The sequence below is a fragment of the Aminithiophilus ramosus genome (assembly GCF_018069705.1).
In the GTDB taxonomy this organism is placed as follows: Bacteria; Synergistota; Synergistia; order Synergistales; family Aminithiophilaceae; genus Aminithiophilus; species Aminithiophilus ramosus.
This window is the reverse complement of record NZ_CP072943.1, coordinates 1,776,757-1,798,480: the sequence shown is the minus strand read 5'-3', so window position 1 is coordinate 1,798,480 and position 21,724 is coordinate 1,776,757. Positions and strand designations below refer to the sequence as shown.

The window sequence follows — 21,724 nt, the reverse complement described above, 5'->3', positions numbered from 1 at the left end:
CTCGCTGGGCGAAACGAGAACGGATCTGCTTGAACCCATCGCCCCGGGTGAAGATTCCGCCGGCCTTGTGGGGTTGTCCCGCTTGTCGATACAGAAAAGGCCCTCATGTCGAACGTCGTACCCGCGACGCCCTGCCGATCGGGGCAATCCCGTTTTTTCGCTCGGTTGAGATCTAGGAGGGCGAAGTGGTTCTTTGAGCCGACGGTAGAAAGGTTGTGAGCGTCATGGCCGAATATTACGCAGTGATAGACAGGGACGAGGACGGACAGTACTTCGCCTACGTGCCGGAGCTGCCCGGCTGTCAGACGTGCGGCGAGACGATGGAGGAGCTTCTTGAGAATCTGGAGGAGGCCATCGGGTTGTATCTCGAGGTCGTCGAGCATCCGCGAGAGTTCCCCAACGTCCGCAAAGTGGCCGTCGGATGAGCCCTACGCTCCCGCGCCTGACCGGAGCGGAGATGATCGCGTTTCTGAAGAGGTGCGGATTCCGACGCACCCGCCAGAGGGGGAGCCATGTCGTGATGGAAAACGACGACGGTAGGGTGACGGTCGTTCCGCTTCACGAAGGGAAGACTCTTGGAACCGGCATTTTGAAGACGATACTGAAAAGCGCCGGGATCGCGGAGGACGAGTTGAGGCGGTAGGCAAACGTGCCGCCGGAGGGGTGCCGCTCCTCGCGCCGTGCAGCTGGGGAGAGACCAAGATAGAGGTCCTGTCCTCTGTCCTTCGCCCATTCGCTTTCGAGGCGGGGTTCTGTCCCGTATTTTTCGCACTTTCGGTTTCGAGGCGGCAGGTCCGCGAAAAAGGCCGGCTCGAGGCTTTTCGGATCGCCGTCGATCCTTTTTTGCGGCCCTGCTCTTTCGGTCATTCCATGAAGGCCCGCTTGTCCCGTCGAGGCGACGAGGCAGGCGGGCCTTCATGAACATCGGAGTCGGTTCGCCGTCAGGGGAGCTCCCGACGGCCCTGGGCCCGCGGCGGATCTCCCGTCCGAGCCGCTACGGAGCCTTGTCGGTCCCAAGCCTCTTCCCGCGCGAAAGGGCATAGGGGCTTGCGAAAAACAGTCGAGGCGACGAAATCCCCCTTTTCGCTTTATCGTTTCTGCTTCCGTGAGAACGTCCCGATTCCCGTCAGGCAGAACAGGCCCGCCGCGAAGAGGCCGGCCCATCCCGTCCCGGCGTCGCAGCCGCCGCTCCCTCCCTCTTCGGCTTCGGCGCGTTCGCGCACCGTGATGTCCAGCGAGACGATATTGTCCTCGAAATCCGTCTCTCTCGTCTTGCCGAGCAGCTTGACGTAGATATGGTGCACTCCGGGCTCCATGTCGGAGAAGATCGCCGACATCTTCCCCGTCGCGCCGGGGAGGAGCCCCGACAGGAGCCGCGCGTGGAAGCCCTTTCCGTTGTCGGGATGATCGTGGAAGAAGAGGGCATGGATGTTCGTCGCCACCCTCTGCCCGGTGTTCTTGCAGTAGACCGTGACTTTTGTCCGTTCCCCGGGGTCCAGGACGGTTTTTCCGGCCGAAACGCGATCCTTCAGCAGCGTCAGGTTGAATGACCTGTCCGTCCCGCTCTTGTCCGTGGTTCCGCTGGAGGCGGAGGCCTCATCGGATTCCTCTCCGTAGAGAAAGAGGTCGAACCACCCTTCGTTGTTGCCCGTCCTGTCGCCGTTGTCGTGATCGGCCAGCTCGACGATGGCGTCGTCGGGGTCGACAGTGACGAAGATCCGGTAGTTCCCGGCCGCGAACTCTTCCGTCTTCAACGTCGCGTCGGCCATCTGCCAGTTGGACGACGTGCCCCCCCAGGCGGAAAGCGATGGGACCACCGGAGTCGCGATGGTCGTTCGGTCTCCCGTCTCGCCCGTCTCCGGGTCCAGGGGGGCGATTTCGAAACGGACGGCCACGTTCGAGATGGACTGGAGGCTGTAGTTGTAGACGCGGCAGGAAAGGGTCGTGTCCTCGCCGATGGGCAGATCGGCGGGCAGCCTGTCGCCGAGGGCGCTGGAGAAGGAGATCCCGCGGATCATGGCCGCGTCTTCGTCGTCGCTCCACTCCCAGTCGTCCTCTCTCGTGGAGGCATTCTCGCCGACCCAGCGCCACTTGCGGGGCAGGTTCAGCGCGGGATCGGGCGCCTTGCGGTAGAAGGCCCACCACCCCTTGTTGTGGTCCGTCAGCTCCTGGGGGCTGATCGCGTAGCGGAGCGTGATCGTGCCCGCCTCGGTCTTGTACATCAGCGAGTCGAGGCGGTACGGGTATGTGCTCATGTTGGGGCGTCCCGGAATGACGACCGAAAAGGCCTCTTCCTTCTCCACGGTGTTTTCGGAGGATTTCATCGACGATGTGGTCTGGTCGTAGTTGCCGAAGACGCTCGCCTCCCAGGAGCTGCTGTTCAAACCTTCCCACTTTCCGGAACAGGATACGGAGGAGTCGACGGCGTACGTCTTGGAACTTCCCTCCGACAATTCCTCCTTCTTGCCCGAGAGCCACGAGACGTTCTGTTCGACATCGTTGCCGCCGACGGCGAGCTCGACGATGTCGGTCAGGTGCTCGGACCCGCTCTGGCCTTCGATCTGAAGGTACGAGGAGGGGTAGGAGAAGAGGTTGCCGTTTTCGTGGATCGGCTGGTACCAGGGGACCTGCATGCCCGGAATCAGGGCGAGCACCGAGGTATCGTCCTCGGGAATCGTGACCTGGTAGTAGAGAGGTCCCGTCACCGAGTCGTCGTCCGCCGTCTCGAAGTGCCCCAGGATCTTGTAGCGCCACACGTGGATGTGCCGACACCGGTAGAGAAGGAGGTCGTCCGTGTTCGTCTGTCCCGAGATCGAGAAGGTCTTCTTCGAGTAGCCTGTCTCGATTTCCTCCCTCTTCGTTGTCCACGAGGCGCTGAACTTCTCCTTGATTTGTGCCTGGTACTCGCTCGATCCCAAAAGGAATTGGACCTTCGTCCCGAAGCTCAAGTCGACTTCCTCCCCGACTCCGTATCCCGTGTCCGTCGCCGAGGTGTTGGTCGCCTTGTCCTCCTTGCTCTCCGTGTCCTCGAACCGCGCATACAGGCCGGAGTAGCGGCTCACGTTCCGCTCTTTTCCGTCGATCACATCCAGGTGCTTTGGGGGCTCGTCGAGGAAGAGCACCGGCGCGACGTCGTGTTCGATGACGAAATGAAGGGCCTCTCCCAGGATCGCGCTGTCCCCGTCGGCGTCTCCCGCGACGGGGAAGAAGGGGCCTTCGTAGGTCCGGATGTACCAGGGCGGTCCGTAGGTGACTTCGTCGCCGTTGCTTCCGTCCTCCCGCAGGAGCATGAGCGGGACGGCGCAGGACTGGGACGAGTCCGACTCTCCCGAATCGGCGAAGCCCGAGAGAGTCGCGATGAACTGTGGGTTGTTGGTCATGGCTGCTCCGTCCGAGGTTCCGGAAAGATGGGCCGCGATGAGCGACCCCGTCTTGCGGCACTTCTGGGCGAGGCGCATGACCCGGCTCCCGTCGTCGCTGCCCATTTCGAACCACGTGGAGCCGTTGCGGACGGCGCCCGATCCGTCGTGCCACGCCATCGCGACGTAGGCCCGCAGGATTGAACCGGAGCCATCGTGAATGGGCCAGTCGCCGCGGAGAAAAAGCAGTGCCGCCTCGTCCCGCGCGACTTCCTCTTCCCTGAATTCGCGTTCACGATCCCGATCGACGTCCGCCATCGCGACTCGGAGGCAGAGGGGGTGCGAATTGCAGTCATCTTTGTAGAAGTTCCCGTTCGTGCTGAGCCCCTTTGCGAGGAGATCGGGGATGGGGTTCTGCGACGACGAGGAGAGGGTGACGACGAAGTTGCCGCTCACGTCCCGTTCCGCATCGAAGAGGGCCGTGTGGACGTAGACGTCGCTGTCGTCGTTGCCGTCGTAGTTCCAGAGATAGGCGAGGAGGATCTCGTCCTTCCCGTCGCCGTCGAAATCCCCGAGGGCCACGTCGAAGACGTCGCTCCGGGTGTTCTGCAGGAAGTAGGAAAGCGGGGTGACCGCCTTCACGGTCGTGGCGGTTTTCCCCTCGTGCAGACGCTTCAGGGAGTACGATTTCGTATGGCCGATTTCGGTGATCTCCGCGTCGCCCGCGATGTGGATCCCGATCTGTATGGTGGCCCAGTCCTGCGTCTCCTTCTCGTCGTCGGCGCACTGAAAGACGGCGACCAGTTCCGGCGCGCCGTCGCCGTCGAGGTCTCCCGCGGCGAGGCGGACGCCGCTGTAGACGCCGGAATTCGTCGAATCCGCCGGAGACGTCTGGGTGACGGTGTTGTTCGCGTCGGCGATCCCATTGGCGAGGCTGATGCCGCCGAAAGCCAGAGGAGAACGATTCTCTCTCGCCCCGGCGACGACGATCTCCGAAATTCCGTCCCCGTCCAGATCGGTCGCGACGGCCCCGAAACTGCCCTTGTAGTAGGTCCCGCTCGTCCGTGACGAGGGCGTTCCGAGTCCGCCCGAATCGACGTGCCGGAGCCGGAATTCCACATTTCCTTCCAGATCGCCCGGGTTCGTCCCGATCGGGGCGGACGTACTCGCCCGCGAGACCTCGACGAGATGGGGCGCGTAGTCCTTGGCATAGCCGAAGAGCACGGCCTCGTCCTCATGGTCCCATGGGCTGAACCCGCTGCTCATCCAGACGGAATCGCCCGTAAGATGTTGCCACTGATTCGGCGCTCGTCGGGAGGGCGCGTCGAGGACGTTTTCCGGCTCGAAATACCAGACGCCCGCGTAATTCCCTTCCGTTCCCTGCCGGACGAGGAAGAACTCGTCGTCTCTGATGAGACCGTGTTCTTTCTCGTAGGGGTCCCTGTCGTAGTCGGTCGCCTCGGCGGGCGGTGCCGTAATGGAAAAACCGAGAAAAAGGAGGAAGGAAAGGAGGAAGGGAAGGGGGAAGACGGTCGGTACGGAGATCACGTGCCGGAGCGCGTGGAGCGCTCCTTTCCCGGAACAGGCGTGCGCGCACATCGAAAACACCTCCTGACGATAGGCCGGCAGCCTCGGAGGTTTGACCGTCTCTTCCGCTGTCATGGCGATCACTGTACACTTTTCCCTCGACAGCCTCGATTTGCAGGCGCCACAGAGCGTATTGTAGCACATATTATTGGCCACATATCAGTCAAATATCCAAAAAATGTTCTTCTTCCTCGCCGACGCGGAGATGATTTCATACCGACAGACCGATCGAACGAGAGTTCCCGCGGTCGCTCTGCGGCAGGAGCCTCTTGTCGGATCGAGGTCGGGAAGAAGGGCTTCAGGGCTTTTCTTCCCCGAAGGTTGAGGCGGTGGCCATGCTTGCCCCTTTTTCGAGCGCGCGGGGGATGGTGCCGGAGTGAGGGTGACAAGGGCGGTCGCCTGTGGTGATAATGGCGGTATAAGAGGGGAGAGGCAGAAGAAGAGAAGGGGACGAGAAACCGGTGAAACTTGAGCGACGTCTCCGGAGGGGGGAGAGGGAGCGGAATGTCTCTTTTGGAGGGCTTCTTTGCCGCTATGGAGAAGGGGGACGAGACGTCGCCCTTCGTTCGGAACGAAATCTCTCGCCGCTGCGCCCGATGACGAATCTTTGCTGAAGATCGCGACGAAGGGGGAAAGAATATGGACGTGACGCTGCAGACGACCTTTCTGGGGGTGAAGCTGAAAAATCCCTTCCTGCTGGCCTCCGCTCCTCCGACGCGCAGTCGGGAGATGATCGAGAGGGCTTTCGAGGCGGGATGGGGCGGGGCGATCATCAAGACGCTCACCCAGGTCGAGGAGCCCGCCAGGCGGAACGTCCGCCCGCGTATCCGCGCCCTGAGGGAGAGCGGGCGCGTTTGGGGTTTTACCAACATGGAGCTGGCCTCCATGCGTTCCACCGAAGAGTGGCTCGCCGATCTGGCGGCGATCAAAAAAGGCTACCCCGACAGGGGGCTCGGGGCCAGCCTTCTCTACGGCGGAAGGCCCGACGAGAGGCAATGGCGCGCCGTAGCCCGGTCCTGCGAGGATACCGGCGTGGACTGGCTGGAGCTGAACCTCTCCTGTCCTCACGGCGGTGCCGAGGAGGGGGGCGAGTTCAGCATCGGATCCCGTCCCGAGGCGATTCGCGAAGTGGTGGGCTGGGTTCGGGAGGCCACATCCCTTCCCCTCATCGTGAAGCTGCCCGCCTTCAGCGATATCCAGGCCGGGACGAAGGCCTCGATGGAGGCGGGGGCCGACGCCGTCGCCCTGATCAACACCCTCAACGCGCTCAGCGGCATCGATCTCGACAGCTGGCGCCCCCTGCCTTCCGTGGCGGGGCAGAGCGCTTTCTGCGGCCTCTCCGGTCGCGCCGTCAAGCCCGTGGCCCTGCGCTGCGTGGCTCTTGCCGCCTCCATGGATGTCCCCGTATCGGGCATGGGAGGGATCTGCGACTGGCGCGACGCGGCGGAGTTCCTTCTGGCAGGGGCCTCTTCCCTCCAGGTCTGTTCGGCCGTGATGGAACGCGGCTATGGCATCGTCGACGACCTCTGCCGGGGGCTTCTGGCCTACCTGAGGGAGAAGGGCTGTTCTTCCCCGGATGACCTTGTCGGTGGCGCCCTTCCCCATGTCGTTCCCCATGCGAGCCTTTCTAGGGAGAGTCCGGTGACGGCGCGATGCCTCCAGGAGCGTTGCCTTCGCTGCGGCGCCTGCTTCGTGAGCTGTCGCGACGCGGGCCATCAGGCCATCGAGTGGAGAGTCGGGGAATATCCGGCTATAGATCCCGATAGGTGCGACGGGTGCGGGCTTTGCGTGGGGCTCTGCCCCTCGGGCTCTCTTTCGATGGGGGCACGGTGAGAGACTCCTTTTTCGACGTCTCCGGCCATCGCCTTTCGGCGAAGACGGAAATCGGAGGCGTCGGAACGGTCCTTCGGAGGAAGGGCCGCTCTCTCAGGCGCGGCCCTTCCTTGTCCGAGGATGTCGGAACCGATGGCGCCGGGAAGCCGCTTCGGGCGTGACGGAAGGGGAGATCAGCGCCTGTTGGCCGCGTGCATGCGTTCCGCTATGCCCAGGACCTTGTCGGCATAGGCCTTGTCCTTCCTGCCGAGATAGGTGTACAGGGCATGATGGACGGTGGGGGCCGACCGCATCGCCTCCGCCAGGATGAAGGCGCCCACCGTGATGTTGTTGCGCGGTTTCATCAGGTCCTTTGTCGTCTTTATGTGGGGAAAACGTTTGGGGATCCACGACATGTTGGCCTGAGCGCTGATCTGCATCAGGCCGACGCAGGTTTTCGTCCTCGCGTTGGCCTGCCCGCCCGATTCGACGCAGATCAGGGCCGTGACCAGGAAGGGGTCCACGCCGTATGTCGTGTGTGTCTCCCAGATGTAACGGGCATATTCGACCGATTTTTTGCTGGCTTTTTTGATCTTAAAAGGGGCCATATATCCTTGAAGTTCTTTGGCCATAATCGATATGGCTGACTTTCTGTGTAGCGTAGCCGCCTGCGCGTGCTTTTGGTTAAAAAAGCATAAAAACATAAAAATAAATAACATGCAACAGAGTTTTCGTGAGATTATTGGATTTTGTGACAATTTTTCATGACTGTGGATTTGCCTCATGATTTTCTTCGTCACTTCCTTTCTTGTCGGTCTGGCGGCTTGCGAAGGGCCGCTCGCACGGTTGCGATGAAGCTTTGTATCTGTACACACAGGAGGAAACCGATGGGAGAGCCCCATGTCCTGAGCGTCGAAGAGGTGCTTCACGATCACGATACGCTTCCCGAGCGGGGACTGTCGTCCGCCGAGGCCGAGCGGCGGCTGGGGGAGTACGGCCCCAACGAGCTCGTCGAAAGGGGCGGGAAAAAGGCCTGGCAGATTGTTCTGGCCCAGGTCCGGGATGTCATGATCCTGATCCTTTTGGCGGCTGTTCTCGTCTCCCTGGCGCTCGGGGAGTATGGGGACGGCGTCGTCATCTTCGTCATCGTCGTGCTGAATACGGCTTTGGGCTTCTGGCAGGAGTTCAAGGCGGAAAAAGCCATGGCGGCTCTGAAGCAGATGGCCGTGCCTCTTGTCCGGGTGCGGCGCGACGGGGCGGAGCGGCAGATTTCGGCCAAAGGCCTCGTTCCCGGCGACATCCTCCTGCTCGAGGCGGGCAACGTCGTTCCTGCCGACGGTCGTCTGATCGCCGTCGCCAATCTCAAGGTGCAGGAGGCCGCCCTGACGGGAGAGTCGGAGGCGGTGGAGAAGGAGACGGGACGCCTCGAAGGGGATGCCGTTCCCTTGGGCGACCGCAGGAATATGGTCTACACGGGCACCGTCGTCACCTATGGACGGGGCGAGGCCGTCGTCACCGCCACGGCCATGGCCACGGAGCTGGGCGCGATCGCCTCGATGCTTCAGGATCTGGACGACGGACAGACTCCGCTTCAGCGACGTCTGGCCCGGCTGGGCCGATCTCTGGCCATGGCGGCCGTGGCGCTCATTTTCGTCGTGGCCGCCATGATGTACGGGCAGGGGGTGAGCGTGCGCGAGACCTTCATGACGGCCATCAGCATGGCCGTGGCCGCCATTCCCGAGGGGCTGCCCGCCGTGGTCACCATCTCTCTGGCCCTGGGGGCCCAGCAGATGCTCAGGAAAAAGGCGCTGATCCGTCGTCTTCATGCCGTGGAGACCTTGGGCGGCGTGACGGTGATCTGTTCCGACAAGACGGGGACCCTGACGAAGAACAGGATGACGGTGACGGAGATGGTGCTTCCCCGTCGTCGCTATGTCTGGGACAGGGCGGTGACCGTCGGACAGGACGACGACCTGGGGCTGCTCCTGCTGACGGGAGCGCTCTGCAACGACGCCGTCGTCGGGGCGGAGGAAGGAGCCGTTCTCGGCGATCCCACGGAAGGGGCTCTGGTCCTCGCCGCTCTGAAGGCGGGGCTCGATCCGGGCGAGCTCAAGTCTCGGATGCCCCGCGTCGGCGAGCTGCCTTTCGATTCCGAACGCAAGCGCATGTCGACCGTTCACGCCCTTTCCTCCGTCGGCCCGGGGGGTATCGTCGGCAGGGTTCTCTCCCTTGCCGGAGGCCGGGGCCGTCATGTGGTCCTGACGAAGGGGGCCGTCGACGGCCTGATCGAGGTCTGCAGCGGGCTGCTGCTGAACGGTGCCGTAGAGCCTCTGACCGAGGCGGAAAAGAAGGGGATCGCGGCCGAAAACGTCGCCATGGCCGAAAAGGGCCTTCGTGTGCTGGGAATGGCCTGCCGTTTCCTCGAAGGAGACGAGCTGGATCGGCCCGGGAGTTACGAGAGGGACCTCGTCTTTCTCGGCATGGCGGCCATGATCGATCCGGTCCGCCCCGAGGCCGTCGAGGCCGTCGGGCTCTGCCGACAGGCGGGGATCCGTCCCGTCATGATCACCGGAGACCATCCCCTGACGGCCCTTGCCATAGCCCGGGAGCTGGGGTTGTCGGCGACGGGCGTTCTGACGGGGGCCGATCTCGACGGGATGTCTCCCGAAGAGCTGAAGGAGAGGATTCGGGACGTGTCCGTCTTTGCCCGGGTATCGCCGAGGAACAAGATGACCCTTGTCGAAGTGCTTCAGGGACAGGGCGAGATCGTGGCCATGACGGGAGACGGAGTCAACGACGCACCGGCCCTGAAGGCGGCCGACATCGGCGTGGCCATGGGCATCACGGGCACCGATGTGACGAAGGAGTCGTCGGACATGATCCTGCTCGACGATAATTTTGCCACGATTGTCGCCTCCGTCAAAGAGGGGCGCCGCATCTACGATAACATCCGGAAATTCGTCCGGTACATTCTCACCGGCAATACGGGGGAGATCGTCGTCATGCTCGTCGGTCCCCTCCTGGGAATGGCCCTGCCTCTTCTGCCGATCCAGATTCTCTGGATCAATCTGATGACGGACGGGCTGCCGGCCGTTGCCCTGAGCTACGAAAAGGCCGAAAGAGGCGTCATGAGCCGACGGCCCCAGGACCCGCAGGAGGGCGTCTTCGCGCGGGGGCTGGGCTGGCAGATTCTTCTCATGGGGTTCGTCATCGGGGGTGTCTCCCTCGGGGTCGGATACAGGTGCTGGAGCGAAGAAGCGGCCTCGAAGGTCTGGCAGACGATGATCTTCACGACCCTCACCTTCTGTCAGATGGCCTACGCCCTTTGCGTGCGCGAAGAGGAACGATCCCTCTTCTCCCCTTCCTTCGCCTCCAACCCCGTGTTGCTCCTGGCCGTCGCCGTCACGCTCGGCCTGCAGCTTTCCCTCGTTTACGTCCCCTTTCTCAACGCTCTCTTCCGTACGGCGCCTCTCGGAGCGGGGGAGCTGGGTCTCTGCGTCGCCGGAGCGATGACGGTCGTGGCGCTCTCGGAAGGTCGAAAGCTCCTGTCGCGCCGCAGGAATCTTCGATGACCGGTCACGTTCCGTCGAGGCGGGAAGCCCTTCCGATCGGAACGTTTTCTTCGCGACGGCCGCCGTACCGCTCGTCGCGGTCCGTCTGTCCGCAAAAGGAGGCGCGGTCGTGGACACGGGAAAAGAGGGAAGGTTCTTGCGCTGGCAGTTTGCCCTTGATGGCCTCTGGGAGGAGGCCCTCCACCTGCTGCCGGGAGAGAAAGGGCGAAAGGAACGCTTCCTTCTCTGGTTAGAGGGGGCCCGACGGGATGTGGCCGTCGAGCTTTTTTTCGAGACGGAAGAGGGCGAGATGTTCCTGGGACTTCGTTTCCCTCCTGAAAGGGACGTTCAGCGTCGACTGGCGATGGCCCTTCTCGATCCGGATCGGCCCGGGCCCTCTCCGGCGGCACTGCGAGCCCTTCCCGGTCTGGAGGGTCTTTTCGAGGGGAGGCCCGATTTCATGGAGCTGGGCGTCGTCAACGCCTGGAAATCGTCCGGTCCCTTGCGCTTCTGGGAGGGTGGCGCCTCTTCTCCGCTCGAGGCTCTCCGCGAGAGGTTGGCGTCGGAGGAGGGACGCTACCGAGGTCCCCTTCCTCTGCCTCTGGCTCTGGAGGCGGCCTTCTCCTCTCCCCTACCTCACTGGATGGGGCTTCCCGTTTCGTCCCCGTCGCCCCAGGGCCACCGCCTCGATCCTGCCAAGGCGGAGAGGGCCCTCGCGCGATGGGCCGATGTCCCGCGGAACCTTTTTCGATAAAAGGATCTCTCGATGTCACGGGCCTGCGGAAGCGATCGCCTCCCGTCGGCTCCTCTTCCCGGAACGGAGCTGCCCGCTCCTTTGCCTGAGACCTGGCCGTGACCTTCCCTTTCATCTCCCCTACAATGATTCCAATGGTCTCAATCGGGAACAATGGGGGTAGGGCCGTGGCAAAGAAGGCGAGCATGAGCGATCGGGCCGGGCTTCGCCGGGGAATGCTTCTATTCCTCCTGGCCCTGGCCCTGGTCCTTTTTTCTATGGCGATGCTGCGTCGCATGGAAAAGGAGAGAGGGGCCACTCTCCTTCGCGAGACCTCCTATCTTGCCGAGACCTTCGACGTCGAGATCATCCGCTCCCTTGCCGGAGGAGAGGACGATCGGCTGAACTCCGCCTACCAGGCCCTCAAGGAACGGCTTCAGCGTGCCCGGGCCTTCTACCGGGCGAGTACCTTCGTCTACCTCATGGGGCGTCGCCCCGACGGGCGCTTTTTCTTTTACGCCGACTCCGAGCCGGAAGGTTCTCCCGACGAATCGCCGCCGGGGCAGGTCTACGATGAGATGGACCCTCGGTCTATCGCGGCCTATTCGGCCGGTCTTCCCCTGGTCGTCGGCCCCGTCTCCGATCGCTGGGGGACCTGGATCTCGGGTTTCGTCCCTCTCCTGGACCCGCAGACGGGGCAGGTCGTGGCCTACCTGGGCCAGGATGTCGACGCCTCTTCGTGGAAAAGGGAGATCCTGGCCGAGGCGGCCCTCCCTCTGGGGGTCGCCGCCCTGCTTTTCTGCGTTTTGGCCCTGCTCCTTCTCTTCGGCTTTCGCGAGGGAGACCGTGCGGATCGTCCCGTCCTGCGCTCCCTCTTCGCCCCCCTCGTCCTGGTGACCGTCGCTCTCGTGGCCGGTCCCTTTCTCTTCCTCTGGCGCTATGCCGAGGCTCGAAGAAGAGATGACGTGACGGTCACGATGGAGGCCTTCCGCCGCGACTTCGAGGAGGCCCTCGACGTTCAGGCCGAGGAGCTCCTCCTGCTCGCCCGAACCTTCGCCGCCTTCCCCGCCAAGGGCGGGGAAGGCGCGGACGACGTCGGAGCCCCCGTCCTTTCCTGGTCGTCCCTTTACGCCTTCCTGGCCGAGAGGGGGCCTTTCGATTCCTTTTCCCTGCTCGACAGCCGTCGCCGCGTCCTTGTTGACCGTCCGGAAAGGATCGGAGAGGACGTCGATAATGTGACGGTCCTGGAGGCCGAAAAGCAGGGCAGAGCCGTCGCGGGCCTGGAGCGCGGCCCTTCGGGAAGGGTGTCGTTTTGCGTCGTCCAGCCTCTTCGCGATGGAGAGGCCCTCGTGGGCTATGTCCGGCTGGAACGGTCCCTCGACGGGCTTCTCCGTCGTTTCGGTCGCCGCCCTGGCTTTCATCTGATGCTTCTCGTCGACAAGGAGGACCTTCGCCGCCCGGAATGGGAGGCGGAGATGGTTCTCCTGGGGCGCGACGCTCGCTGGGAGGAACTTCCCGATCCGGTCATCCTCTACACTCCCCGATCGGGTCCTCCGGAGAGCATGGCTTTGGGCGATGATCCGGTCGAAGGGGCCGGCGCCTCCTTGTGGCGGGGGGAGGAGATCCCTCTGAAGGATCTTTCGGGCCACGTCCTGGCCCGCCTCGACGTCCGCTACGACGCCGTCCGCCAGAGAGCCTCCCTTCAGAAAACCCTCCTCGTCGGGGCCTCGACGGGAGCCCTTCTCCTCGCGACGCTTCTGGGCTATTTTTACCTTTTCCTTCGTCGCACCGACGAACTCGTCGCCGATCGCCAGGCCGCCCTGGCCGAGAGCGAGAGAAATCTCCGCGACCTCTTCCGCCACGCCGTTGCGGCCATATCGCTCCAACAGATCATCCTGGACGACGAGGGCCGTCCCGTCGACTACCTGATCCTCGACGCCAATCCCGCCTTCGAGTCCCACACGGGGCTGGCCCTGTCGAAATGTCTGGGACGCCCCATACGTTCCCTTCTGTCCGGTGCGGGCGAGGCCCCGTTCGTCGGGATTTTCGGTCGCGTCGTCGAGACGGGCGAGGCGGCCAACTTCGAGCGGTTCGCCGAGCCCTTGGGACGCCATCTTGCCGTCAGCGCCTATAGGGTGGGGCCGGGACGCTTCGCCACCGTCTTTTTCGATATCACGGCCCGAGAGGCGGCCCGGAAGACGTTGCACGACGAGCGGATCCGCCTTCAGAACGTCGTCGATGCCACGCAGGTCGCCACCTGGGAGTGGGATATTCCCACGGGAAGGCTGATCGTCAACGAGCAGTGGGCCCGTCTCCTCGGATTCGAGCCCGACGAACTGGAACCCGTCACCTACCGGAGCTGGGAGGAACGCGCCCATCCTGCCGATCTGCTCTCCTTCAGGGGGCGTCTCGAAGCCCACTTCCGCGGGGCAACGGCCTTCTTCGAGGCCTACATCAGGCTGAGGCACAGGGAGGGAGACTGGATCTGGATCTACGGACGAGGCCGCGTCATCGCCCGCGACGACGAAGGAAAGCCTCTGACCATGTTCGGCACCCACATGGACGTCACCGACGCCAAGCGGAACGAGGAAAATCTCCGTCGGGTCAATGCCCGCCTCGCCGAGGCGATCCTGGAGGCGGAGGCTCTGGCCGCCAGGGCGGAAAAGGCCAGTCGGGCCAAAAGCGATTTTCTTGCCTGCATGAGCCACGAGATCCGAACGCCCCTGAACGGCGTCATCGGCATGACGGGGCTGCTCCTCGATACGGAGCTCGACGAGGAGCAGCGTCGTTTCGCCCGGATCATCGGAGATTGCGGCGAGTCCCTCCTGCACCTCATCGACGATATCCTCGACCTCTCCCGGATCGAGGCGGGCAAACCCTCCCTCGAGATCGTCGATTTCGATCCCCGGGCTCTCGCCGATGCCGCTCTGGACGCGCAATCCCAAGCGGCCGGGGAGAAGGGCCTTGCCCTCCGGCTCTCCGTCGACGAGGCCCTTCCCCCCTTCCTCCGCGGCGCGGCGGCCCGGATCCGGCAGGTTCTCAACAACCTCCTCTCCAATGCCGTCAAATTCACGCCGACAGGAGAGGTGCTCCTCTCCCTCTCCGTCGAATCGGAGACGGAACGCGTCGCTCAGGTCCGCTTTTCCGTCCGGGACACGGGGATCGGCATCGCCGGGGAGAAGCGGGATCGTCTTTTCGAGGCCTTTTTCCAGGTCGACGGGTCGGCGACGCGCCCCTACGGAGGCGCCGGCCTGGGATTGGCCATCGCGAAACAGCTCGTCGAGATGATGGGCGGCACCCTCTACGTCGAAAGCGAGGAGGGGAAGGGATCGACCTTTTCCTTCTGCCTGCCTCTGGTCAAAGCCTCTCGGGCCGACGACGTGGCCGCCGTCGAAGAGCCCTTCGTCGTCGAACAGGGACGGCCCCACAGACGGGAGACGATTCTCGTCGTCGAGGACAACGACGTCAGCAGCCAAGTCGCCCTGGGCCTTCTGGACAAGCTGGGCTTCCGGGCTCAGGCCGTCTCCGGCGGCAGAAAGGCCCTCGAGGTCCTGGGGAAAAAGGCCTATGACCTGGTCCTCATGGATGTCCACATGCCCGAAATGGACGGGATGGAGGCGACCCGTCTCATTCGCGATGGAGGGGCCGTCCTCGACGGGAACATTCCCGTCGTGGCTCTGACGGCCCTGGCTATGGAGGGGGACCGTGAAAAATGCATCGAGGCGGGGATGAACGACTACGTCTCCAAACCCATATCTCCCGCCGAGCTGGCCCGCGTCCTGGCCCGCTGGCTCCCCGAAGCCTCCGAAGGGGGCCAGCCGCCTCGGGAATCGGCCCGAGCTTCCGAAGGCAGGGGCGCACCCTCCTGGGACGAGGCGCTTCTGCTGGACAACCTCATGGGAGACGGCGAACTGGCCCGCAAGGTGGCCAGGGCCTTCCTCTTCGATGGGCCCCGCCAGATGGAAGCCCTCGAAGAGGCCGTCCAAAGCCGGAACCGGTCGGCCGTCGAGGATCTGGCCCATTCCCTCAAGGGGGCCGCCTCCAATGTGGCCGGGGAAGGCGTCTCCCGCCTTGCCGGATCTCTTCAGATCGCCGCCAGGGGGGGCGATCTTGTCCGGGTTTCCGATCTTTTCCCCTCCCTGAGAGAGGCCTTCGATATCCTCTGCTCCGAATTGCGGGTTTTCGAAAGAAACGTGAACAAAGAGGGGGAATCGCCGTGAAGACGCTTGTCGTGGAAGATGACTTCACCAGCCGTCTGCTCATTCAGGAGATCCTCAAAAGCTACGGGACGGTCCATGCCGCCGCCAACGGGAAGGAGGCCCTTCGGGCCGTCCGCCTTTCCCTGGAGGGGCAGGAACCGTACGACCTGATCTGCATGGATATCATGATGCCCGAAATGGACGGCCAGGAGGCCCTCCGCCTCATTCGGGAGCTGGAGGAGTCGATGGGGATCGTCTCCTCCAGCGGGTCGAAAATCATCATGATCACGGCCCTGGGCGATCTCAGAAGCGTCGGCGACGCCTACGGAAATCTCTGCGACGCCTACCTGCTCAAGCCCATCAAAAGGGCCCTTCTCCTCGAAGAGCTGCGGAAACTGGGGCTCATCGCCTGACTTGTCCCTTCGTGCCCGGAGCGGTATCCTTCTCTATCGGGAAGCCCCGTTTTTCCGACGTTTCCCTCGACAGAACGAGAAGGAAGGCCTCCGCCATGCGAAAGGAAAAAGATCTGCTCGGCACCGTCGATATCGACGACGATGCCTATTACGGTATCCACACGGCCCGGGCCCGGGTCAACTTCGCCCTGACGGGCGTCGCCATCCACCCCGCCCTCGTCGAGGCCCTCGTCGTCGTCAAAAAGGCCGCCGCCGTGACGAACCGGGCCATCGGCGCCCTCGACGTCTCCCGGGCCGAGGCCATCATCGCCGCCTGCGACGAGATCCTCGCCGGAGCTCTGCGGGATCAGTTCGTCGTCGACGGTCTCCAGGGCGGAGCGGGGACGTCGGCCAACATGAACGCCAACGAAGTCATCGCCAATCGGGCCATCGAGATCTTGGGCGGAAGGAAGGGCGATTACGGTCTTGTCCATCCCCTCGACGACGTCAACCGCTTCCAATCGACGAACGATGTCTTCCCCACGGCGCTGCGGATCGCCGCCATCAGGGGCCTCAAGGTCCTCTCCGAGGAATTCGCCCGTCTCCAGTCGGCCCTGCAGGAGAAAGAGGAGCTCTTTTCCTCCGTCGTCAAAGTGGGGAGGACACAGCTTCAGGACGCCCTTCCCGTTACGTTGGGGCAGGAGTTCGGCGCCTGGGCTCAGGCCGTGGCCCGCGACCGCTGGCGGCTCTACAAGGCCGAAGAGCGGCTGCGCCAGGTCAATCTGGGCGGAACGGCCGTCGGGACGGGGCTGGGGGCTCCCAAGGCCTACATCTACGAGGTGATCGAGCGCCTCCGCAGCCTGACGGGCCTCGGCCTTGCCCGGGCCGAATATATGATGGATCCCACGCAGAACGCCGACGTCTTCGTCGAAGTCTCCGGTCTTCTCAAGGCATCGGCCGTGAACCTGGCCAAGATAGCCTCCGACCTGCGTCTCCTCTCGTCGGGGCCTTTGGCCGGCCTGGGAGAGATCGTCCTCCCCCCCCGCCAGGCCGGGTCGTCTATCATGCCCGGCAAGATCAACCCCGTCATTCCCGAAATGGTCCAGCAGGTGGCCTACCGCGTCATGGCCGACGACATGGCCGTCACCCTGGCGGCCCAGGCCGGGCAGCTCGAACTCAACGCCTTTCTCCCCCTCATCGCCAAGAGCCTGCTCGAGATGGTGGACCTTCTGGCCCGGGCCCTTCCTCTTTTTACCGATCTCTGCATCAGGGGCATCGTCGCCGACGAAGCTCGCTGCAGCCGTCGTCTGACGGAAAGCTTCACGCTCGTGACCGTCCTCGCCGGAGTCCTGGGCTACGACGAGGCCTCCCGAGTGGCCGCCCTCTGCCGCGAGACGGGCAAGACGGTGCGTCAGGTCGTCCTCGAAAGAAGACTGCTGGGCGAAGAGGAGCTCGATCTCCTGCTCCGTCCCGAACGGATGACGGCCCCCGGAGGGGGGCTTTCAGGGAGGATCTCATGATCGAAGACATGAATGCCACGCCCATGGCCAATCGCTTCCACATCGGCATCTTCGGAAGGCGGAACGCCGGGAAATCGTCGCTCATCAACGCCCTGACGGGGCAGGATATCGCCCTCACCTCCGATGTGCCGGGCACCACGACCGACCCCGTCTACAAGGCCATGGAGCTGTTGCCCATCGGTCCCGTCGTCCTCATCGACACGGCCGGTCTCGACGACAGCGGCGAACTCGGGCTCAAACGGGTGGAAAAAAGCTACGAAGTGCTGCGGCGTTGCCATTTCGCCATCGTCGTCGTCGACGGGACGGAGGGTTTCACTCCTTTCGAGACCGAATTTCTCCGGGAGCTGCGGCTGCGGAAAATCCCCGCCCTCTGCGTCGTCAACAAGGCCGACCTCCTCGACGACGAGAGGCGACTTGCCCTCGCCAAGAGCCTCGAGGGGGTCCCCGTCGTCCTGGCCGGAGCCGCGACAGGGGAGGGGGTCCAGGAGGTCAAGGCCCAGATCGTGGCCAACGCCCGCTTCGAAGATGTCGAACCGGCCCTTGTCGGTGATCTCATCGGTCCCGGCCAGGTGGCCGTCCTCGTCACCCCCATCGACAAGGCCGCCCCGAAAGGGCGCCTCATTCTTCCTCAGCAGCAGACGATCCGCGACATCCTCGAAAACGATGCCATGGCCCTCGTCACCAAAGACCAGGAGCTGAAGGCGGCCCTTGAAGGGCTATCCGAACCTCCGGCCATCGTCATCACCGATTCGCAGGCCTTCCTCAAGGTGTCGGCCGACACGCCGTCCTCGGTGCCCCTCACCTCCTTCTCCATCCTCTTCGCCCGTCAGAAGGGAGATCTGGCGGAACTGGTCCGGGGAATAAGGCGCATCGAAAGCCTTCAGCCGGGCGAGACGGTCCTCATCGTCGAAGGCTGTACCCATCACAAGCAGGCCGACGACATCGGCACCGTCAAGATTCCCCGCTGGATCCGTCAGATGGCCGGAGGGGATATCCGTTTCGAGTGGACGTCGGGAGCCTCCTTTCCCCGCGACCTCTCCCGCTATGCCGTCATCGTCCACTGCGGCGGCTGCATGCTCAACCACCGCGAGATGGAGTACCGCATCGGAAGGGCCCGCGAGGGCGGTCTGGCCATCACCAACTACGGTCTCGTCATCGCCTATGTCATGGGCATTCTCGAACGGGCCATCGCTCCCTTTCCGTCGGCCCTCCTGGCCTGGCAGGAGGGCCGGACGTCGGGAGCTCCCTCCCGATTCTGACGGCGGGAGGAGGGGCACCGGAACTCCGGTGCCCCTCCTTCCGCCGTCGGGACCCACGTAAGCGAGTAAGGAAGATCAGTTTTTGAGCGTCACCATTTCCGATCTGCCGTCGCGGGAGTAGACGAGGAAAACGGAGGACTTCTGAGCCGCCCTGTTCTCCAGGTAGTTGCGCAGGCCGATGACGTCGAAGTCCTTCGTCGACCGCCCGTTGACTTCGAGGACGACGTCTCCGGCGGCCAATCCCGCCTCGGAGGCCATGCTGTCGCCTTCGACGCCGTCGATCACGACGTGTCCCTCGGCCGTCTTCTCGCCCAGACGGAGGCCCAGAGCCTTCTCCGCCGGAGCCGTAGGCTCCGTTGCCGCGCCGCCGACGGTTTCGTTGGCGATCCGATCGGGCGGCGTTCCGTCGAGACGGTGGCGGATCTCTCTGATGAAGGGAATCAGATGGTCGACGGAGCGCTGCACGGCGATCTGCCCCTGGATGATGTCGACTTGAGAGACCATCAGCTTCACGTCGCCCTCCCGTTCCAGGAGGTTGAATTTGACCTTGCAGAACTGGCTGGCCACCCAGAAGCCGTCGCCGAAATTCTTGGCCACGACGACTTTGTAGGGATCGACTTCGTCGATGGTGAAATTCTGGGCCGTCATCACCTCGAGGATCACGTCTTGGACCTTGGCAGTAGGGACTCCCCGGATAGTCGTGGTAAAGAGATTGGCGGCGAAGGCGGTTCCCGTGACGAGGAAGAAAAGGGCGGCTGCGGTGGGAATGGACAGGACTCTCTTCATGACTCTCCTCCTTGGCTCTCGGCAGATCCTCCTGCCTCTCCGAATCCCGCCTCCCGCACCTGGACGTTCCAGAGAGAGTCTTGCTTTCTGCAAGGTCTATCGTTATTTTATTAAACAAAAAATACTCCATTGAATCAGAGGGCGCATCGTCGACCGATGGTACCATAGGAATAGAGAAAGACAAAGAGCGGAAGCGGGCTGTGCCGGTCCTTTGCTGTGTCGGTCCGCCGGGTTGGAGGGCTCCTGGATCGCCTGCCCCGTCACGTTCTCCTGGCCGTCTTCAGAGGGTATCCTACTCTTCCCCGAGGCTCTTTCCTCCAGGATAAGCTGTTCCGGCGGACGGGTCGGCTTTGATCGGAGAACAGAGAAGAAACGGAGATGGCCGACGTTGATTCTCGTATTTGCGGTGCTATGATACTCTCAGAAACGATCCGGTTCTTTCCTCCTCCTCCTTTCGTCTTTCGACCGGAAGCACTTCCTTCCATCTGTCTGCTGGCCCCTTCCCGGGGTCAGAGAGCGCAGAGGAGCGTGGTCTTTGGCCTCGCCCCAGTTTTTGTTTGTCTGCCAGGAGGACATGGAAGGAGGAAAACATGAAAATCACGTGGTTGGGGCCCATCGAAGAGATCGAAGAGGCGGAGGCGACTCGGTGGCGGGGTGTCCTCGTTCCCCTTGGGGAGGCAGAGCCCCCGAATCTGTGCGGTCCTTGGTTTTACGGCCGGACGGAGAAAGAGCTCCTGAGAACGATGGCCGCAGCGGCTCGGTGCCGGAAAGAAAACCTCGAGCGTGCCCTCTTCTTTTATGAGCTTGTTTACGGTACCGAGGCGTCGGGCGAGGAGGCTTGCTCTTGTCCCCTCGGGCCTAGGCTACCGGAAGAGAAGAAGGCCGTCGAGGGACCTTCCTTCCCCTGGTTCCTTCGAGAGGAGGATCGTCTCGCCGTCGTGAGGGGCTGGTTGGGCGGCTGCAATTACGTCTTCTACGTGGGCTGCCTGGGAGAGAGGCTGGTGAAAGAGGCGCCGGTGGTGTCCATCCATCTGGATGATATGCGGTTCATCGTCCCGATTCTGGTTCACAATTACCCCGCCTTCGACGAATATGATCTGGAAAATCCCATGAGCACAAGAACGGTAGGCCGAATGCTGGAAGATGTTCTCGGTATCATCGGCTGGCTGGAAAAGGGAGTCGTCGACCCTTATGTGGCTTACTACATGGAGGACATCAGCCTGGCCTCTTTCGTCGGCGTCCAATGGCCCGAAAACTGGCCCGAAGGATGGCCCGAAGAGGGTTTCCCCTCGAAAGAGGTCCTGATCGCTTTTCTCAAGGACTTCAGAGGGTTCTTGTTCGAGGCTTTCTCTCATATGGGAGGGGGAGGCGTCTATTTCAACGTATCCGGCATCTGAAGCAGGAAAGGCCTGATGCAGCGGCGTTCCTGCACCTCCTATCGAGGAATGGGCCCGGCCGGAAGACGGGGCCCATTCTTTTTTTGTTTCATTAGGGTCGATAAGTCTCCCTTTCGGTCCTTTCTTCTGTTCCGCGGCGACGGGGAGCGGGGCGACAGGTCAAAGGACCTTTGGGGTACCGGCTCGATTGGCGAAAGCAGTTTTATTTAGCTATCATGAAAGACAGGGTTTATGAAAAACACCGTTCTGCGGCGGACTTCTCGTGAAGAATAGGGAGGACTATGGCTGACGGACGCGCTGGGAAGGGGCCTCTTGTCTCCGCAATCGATTCTTCCCCGTCGGCAGGGGATGGCTTTCCTTTTCCGAAAGCGCTCAGATCGGTCTGCCATGATCTTTTTCGCCATTCAGATGCTCGATTCAGGCGGCGATGCCCCTGGATCCCTTTCCTCGATCGAGAACGGTCATGGCCGGAGGCTTCCTTTTCGCGGGCCGCGGCATCCTCGATCGGTCTCGCCGGCCTCTTCCCCTTCGGATGTGCTGCCCCGGTTGTCGTGGCGCCTTCGCTCAGACGATAAGTGAGGAAAAAAGGAGATGATCGGCGTTGATCCTCGTAAGCGCCTGCCTGGCCGGCCTTTCCTGTCGTTATGACGGGACGGCCTGCGCCGTTGAATGGGTCTGTGATCTCGTCGCCTCGGGTCGCGCCTTGCCCTTCTGCCCCGAGCAGCTCGGGGGGATGGCCACGCCCAGAGAGCCCGCCGAATTGCGTCTTCTTCCCCGATCGACGGAGCTGGCCGTCTTTTCCCGGAGCGGCTCCGATCTGACCTCAGTCTACCGGAGAGGGGCCGAGGAGGGCCTCAAGTTGGCTCGCCTTGCAGGGGCCTCCGTCGCCATCCTCAAGGAAAAAAGCCCCTCCTGCGGTGTCCGGCGCGTCTACAGCGGCCTTTTCGACGGCGAACTCCGTCCCGGAGAGGGGCTCACGGCGAGGCTTTTCCGTGAGGCTTCGATGACGCTCTTCTCCGACGAGGAAGAGGCGCTCTGGCGCGCCTTCTTCTCTTCTTTCTGACGGGAGATCCCGATTGCGCTGAGGTGGCGAGACCTTTCCAGAGGCGTTTTTTCACTTCGACGTTCT

General features: G+C 63.0%; 14 protein-coding genes. 11 read left to right on the top strand and 3 right to left on the bottom strand.

Annotated elements, in window-relative coordinates:
* Positions 1-224 precede the first annotated feature (224 nt).
* On the top strand, positions 225-425 hold the full coding sequence (locus KAR29_RS08250; protein WP_274372525.1) for a type II toxin-antitoxin system HicB family antitoxin: 201 nt from the start codon (positions 225-227) through the stop codon (positions 423-425).
* Positions 422-643 carry a type II toxin-antitoxin system HicA family toxin gene (locus tag KAR29_RS08245; RefSeq protein WP_311135581.1) on the top strand — a complete coding sequence of 74 codons (222 nt, stop codon included), beginning with the start codon at positions 422-424 and terminating at the stop codon, positions 641-643. Before KAR29_RS08250 ends, KAR29_RS08245 begins: the two co-directional genes overlap by 4 nt.
* 445 nt (positions 644-1,088) lie before the next feature.
* On the opposite strand, the gene KAR29_RS08240 is transcribed toward KAR29_RS08245, so the two are convergent.
* Positions 1,089-4,958, bottom strand: coding sequence for an FG-GAP-like repeat-containing protein (locus tag KAR29_RS08240; RefSeq protein WP_274372524.1), 3,870 nt, complete (start codon positions 4,956-4,958; stop codon positions 1,089-1,091).
* A 627-nt stretch (positions 4,959-5,585) separates the two neighbouring features.
* Between KAR29_RS08240 and preA the strand changes: the two genes are divergently transcribed.
* A complete protein-coding gene (preA, locus tag KAR29_RS08235) occupies positions 5,586-6,779 on the top strand; it encodes an NAD-dependent dihydropyrimidine dehydrogenase subunit PreA (protein WP_274372523.1) in 1,194 nt (397 codons plus the stop codon).
* A gap of 173 nt (positions 6,780-6,952) precedes the next feature.
* Here preA and KAR29_RS08230 read toward each other — a convergent pair whose 3' ends face one another.
* The gene (locus KAR29_RS08230) at positions 6,953-7,366 is read right to left on the bottom strand and encodes a transglycosylase SLT domain-containing protein (protein ID WP_274372522.1); all 414 of its coding nucleotides are present in this window, start codon (positions 7,364-7,366) and stop codon (positions 6,953-6,955) included.
* 279 nt (positions 7,367-7,645) lie between these two features.
* On the opposite strand from KAR29_RS08230, the gene KAR29_RS08225 reads away from it, so the two are divergent.
* The 6 genes from KAR29_RS08225 (at position 7,646) to hydF (ending at position 18,412) form a co-directional block, all read left to right on the top strand.
* Positions 7,646-10,330 carry a cation-translocating P-type ATPase gene (locus KAR29_RS08225; protein WP_274372521.1) on the top strand — a complete coding sequence of 895 codons (2,685 nt, stop codon included), beginning with the start codon at positions 7,646-7,648 and terminating at the stop codon, positions 10,328-10,330.
* Positions 10,331-10,439: 109 nt separating this feature from the next.
* Entirely contained in the window at positions 10,440-11,063 is a 624-nt protein-coding gene (locus tag KAR29_RS08220; RefSeq protein WP_274372520.1) for a hypothetical protein, read from the top strand.
* A gap of 167 nt (positions 11,064-11,230) precedes the next feature.
* The gene (locus tag KAR29_RS08215) at positions 11,231-15,262 is read left to right on the top strand and encodes a hybrid sensor histidine kinase/response regulator (protein WP_274372519.1); all 4,032 of its coding nucleotides are present in this window, start codon (positions 11,231-11,233) and stop codon (positions 15,260-15,262) included.
* Entirely contained in the window at positions 15,259-15,654 is a 396-nt protein-coding gene (locus KAR29_RS08210; RefSeq protein ID WP_274372518.1) for a response regulator, read from the top strand. The genes KAR29_RS08215 and KAR29_RS08210 overlap by 4 nt, the downstream gene beginning before the upstream one ends.
* A gap of 95 nt (positions 15,655-15,749) precedes the next feature.
* A complete protein-coding gene (locus tag KAR29_RS08205; RefSeq protein ID WP_274372517.1) occupies positions 15,750-17,153 on the top strand; it encodes an aspartate ammonia-lyase in 1,404 nt (467 codons plus the stop codon).
* Positions 17,150-18,412 carry a [FeFe] hydrogenase H-cluster maturation GTPase HydF gene (gene hydF / locus KAR29_RS08200; protein ID WP_274372516.1) on the top strand — a complete coding sequence of 421 codons (1,263 nt, stop codon included), beginning with the start codon at positions 17,150-17,152 and terminating at the stop codon, positions 18,410-18,412. The genes KAR29_RS08205 and hydF overlap by 4 nt, the downstream gene beginning before the upstream one ends.
* Before the next feature lie 75 nt (positions 18,413-18,487).
* Here hydF and KAR29_RS08195 read toward each other — a convergent pair whose 3' ends face one another.
* Positions 18,488-19,198 carry a PDZ domain-containing protein gene (locus KAR29_RS08195; RefSeq protein WP_274372515.1) on the bottom strand — a complete coding sequence of 237 codons (711 nt, stop codon included), beginning with the start codon at positions 19,196-19,198 and terminating at the stop codon, positions 18,488-18,490.
* A gap of 590 nt (positions 19,199-19,788) precedes the next feature.
* Between KAR29_RS08195 and KAR29_RS08190 the strand changes: the two genes are divergently transcribed.
* Together KAR29_RS08190 and KAR29_RS08185 are read left to right on the top strand one after the other, a co-directional pair.
* Positions 19,789-20,595, top strand: coding sequence for a hypothetical protein (locus KAR29_RS08190; RefSeq protein WP_274372514.1), 807 nt, complete (start codon positions 19,789-19,791; stop codon positions 20,593-20,595).
* Between the two features lie 601 nt (positions 20,596-21,196).
* Positions 21,197-21,658: a DUF523 domain-containing protein gene (locus KAR29_RS08185; protein ID WP_274372513.1), complete on the top strand. Its 462-nt coding sequence runs from the start codon at positions 21,197-21,199 to the stop codon at positions 21,656-21,658.
* Positions 21,659-21,724 lie beyond the last annotated feature (66 nt).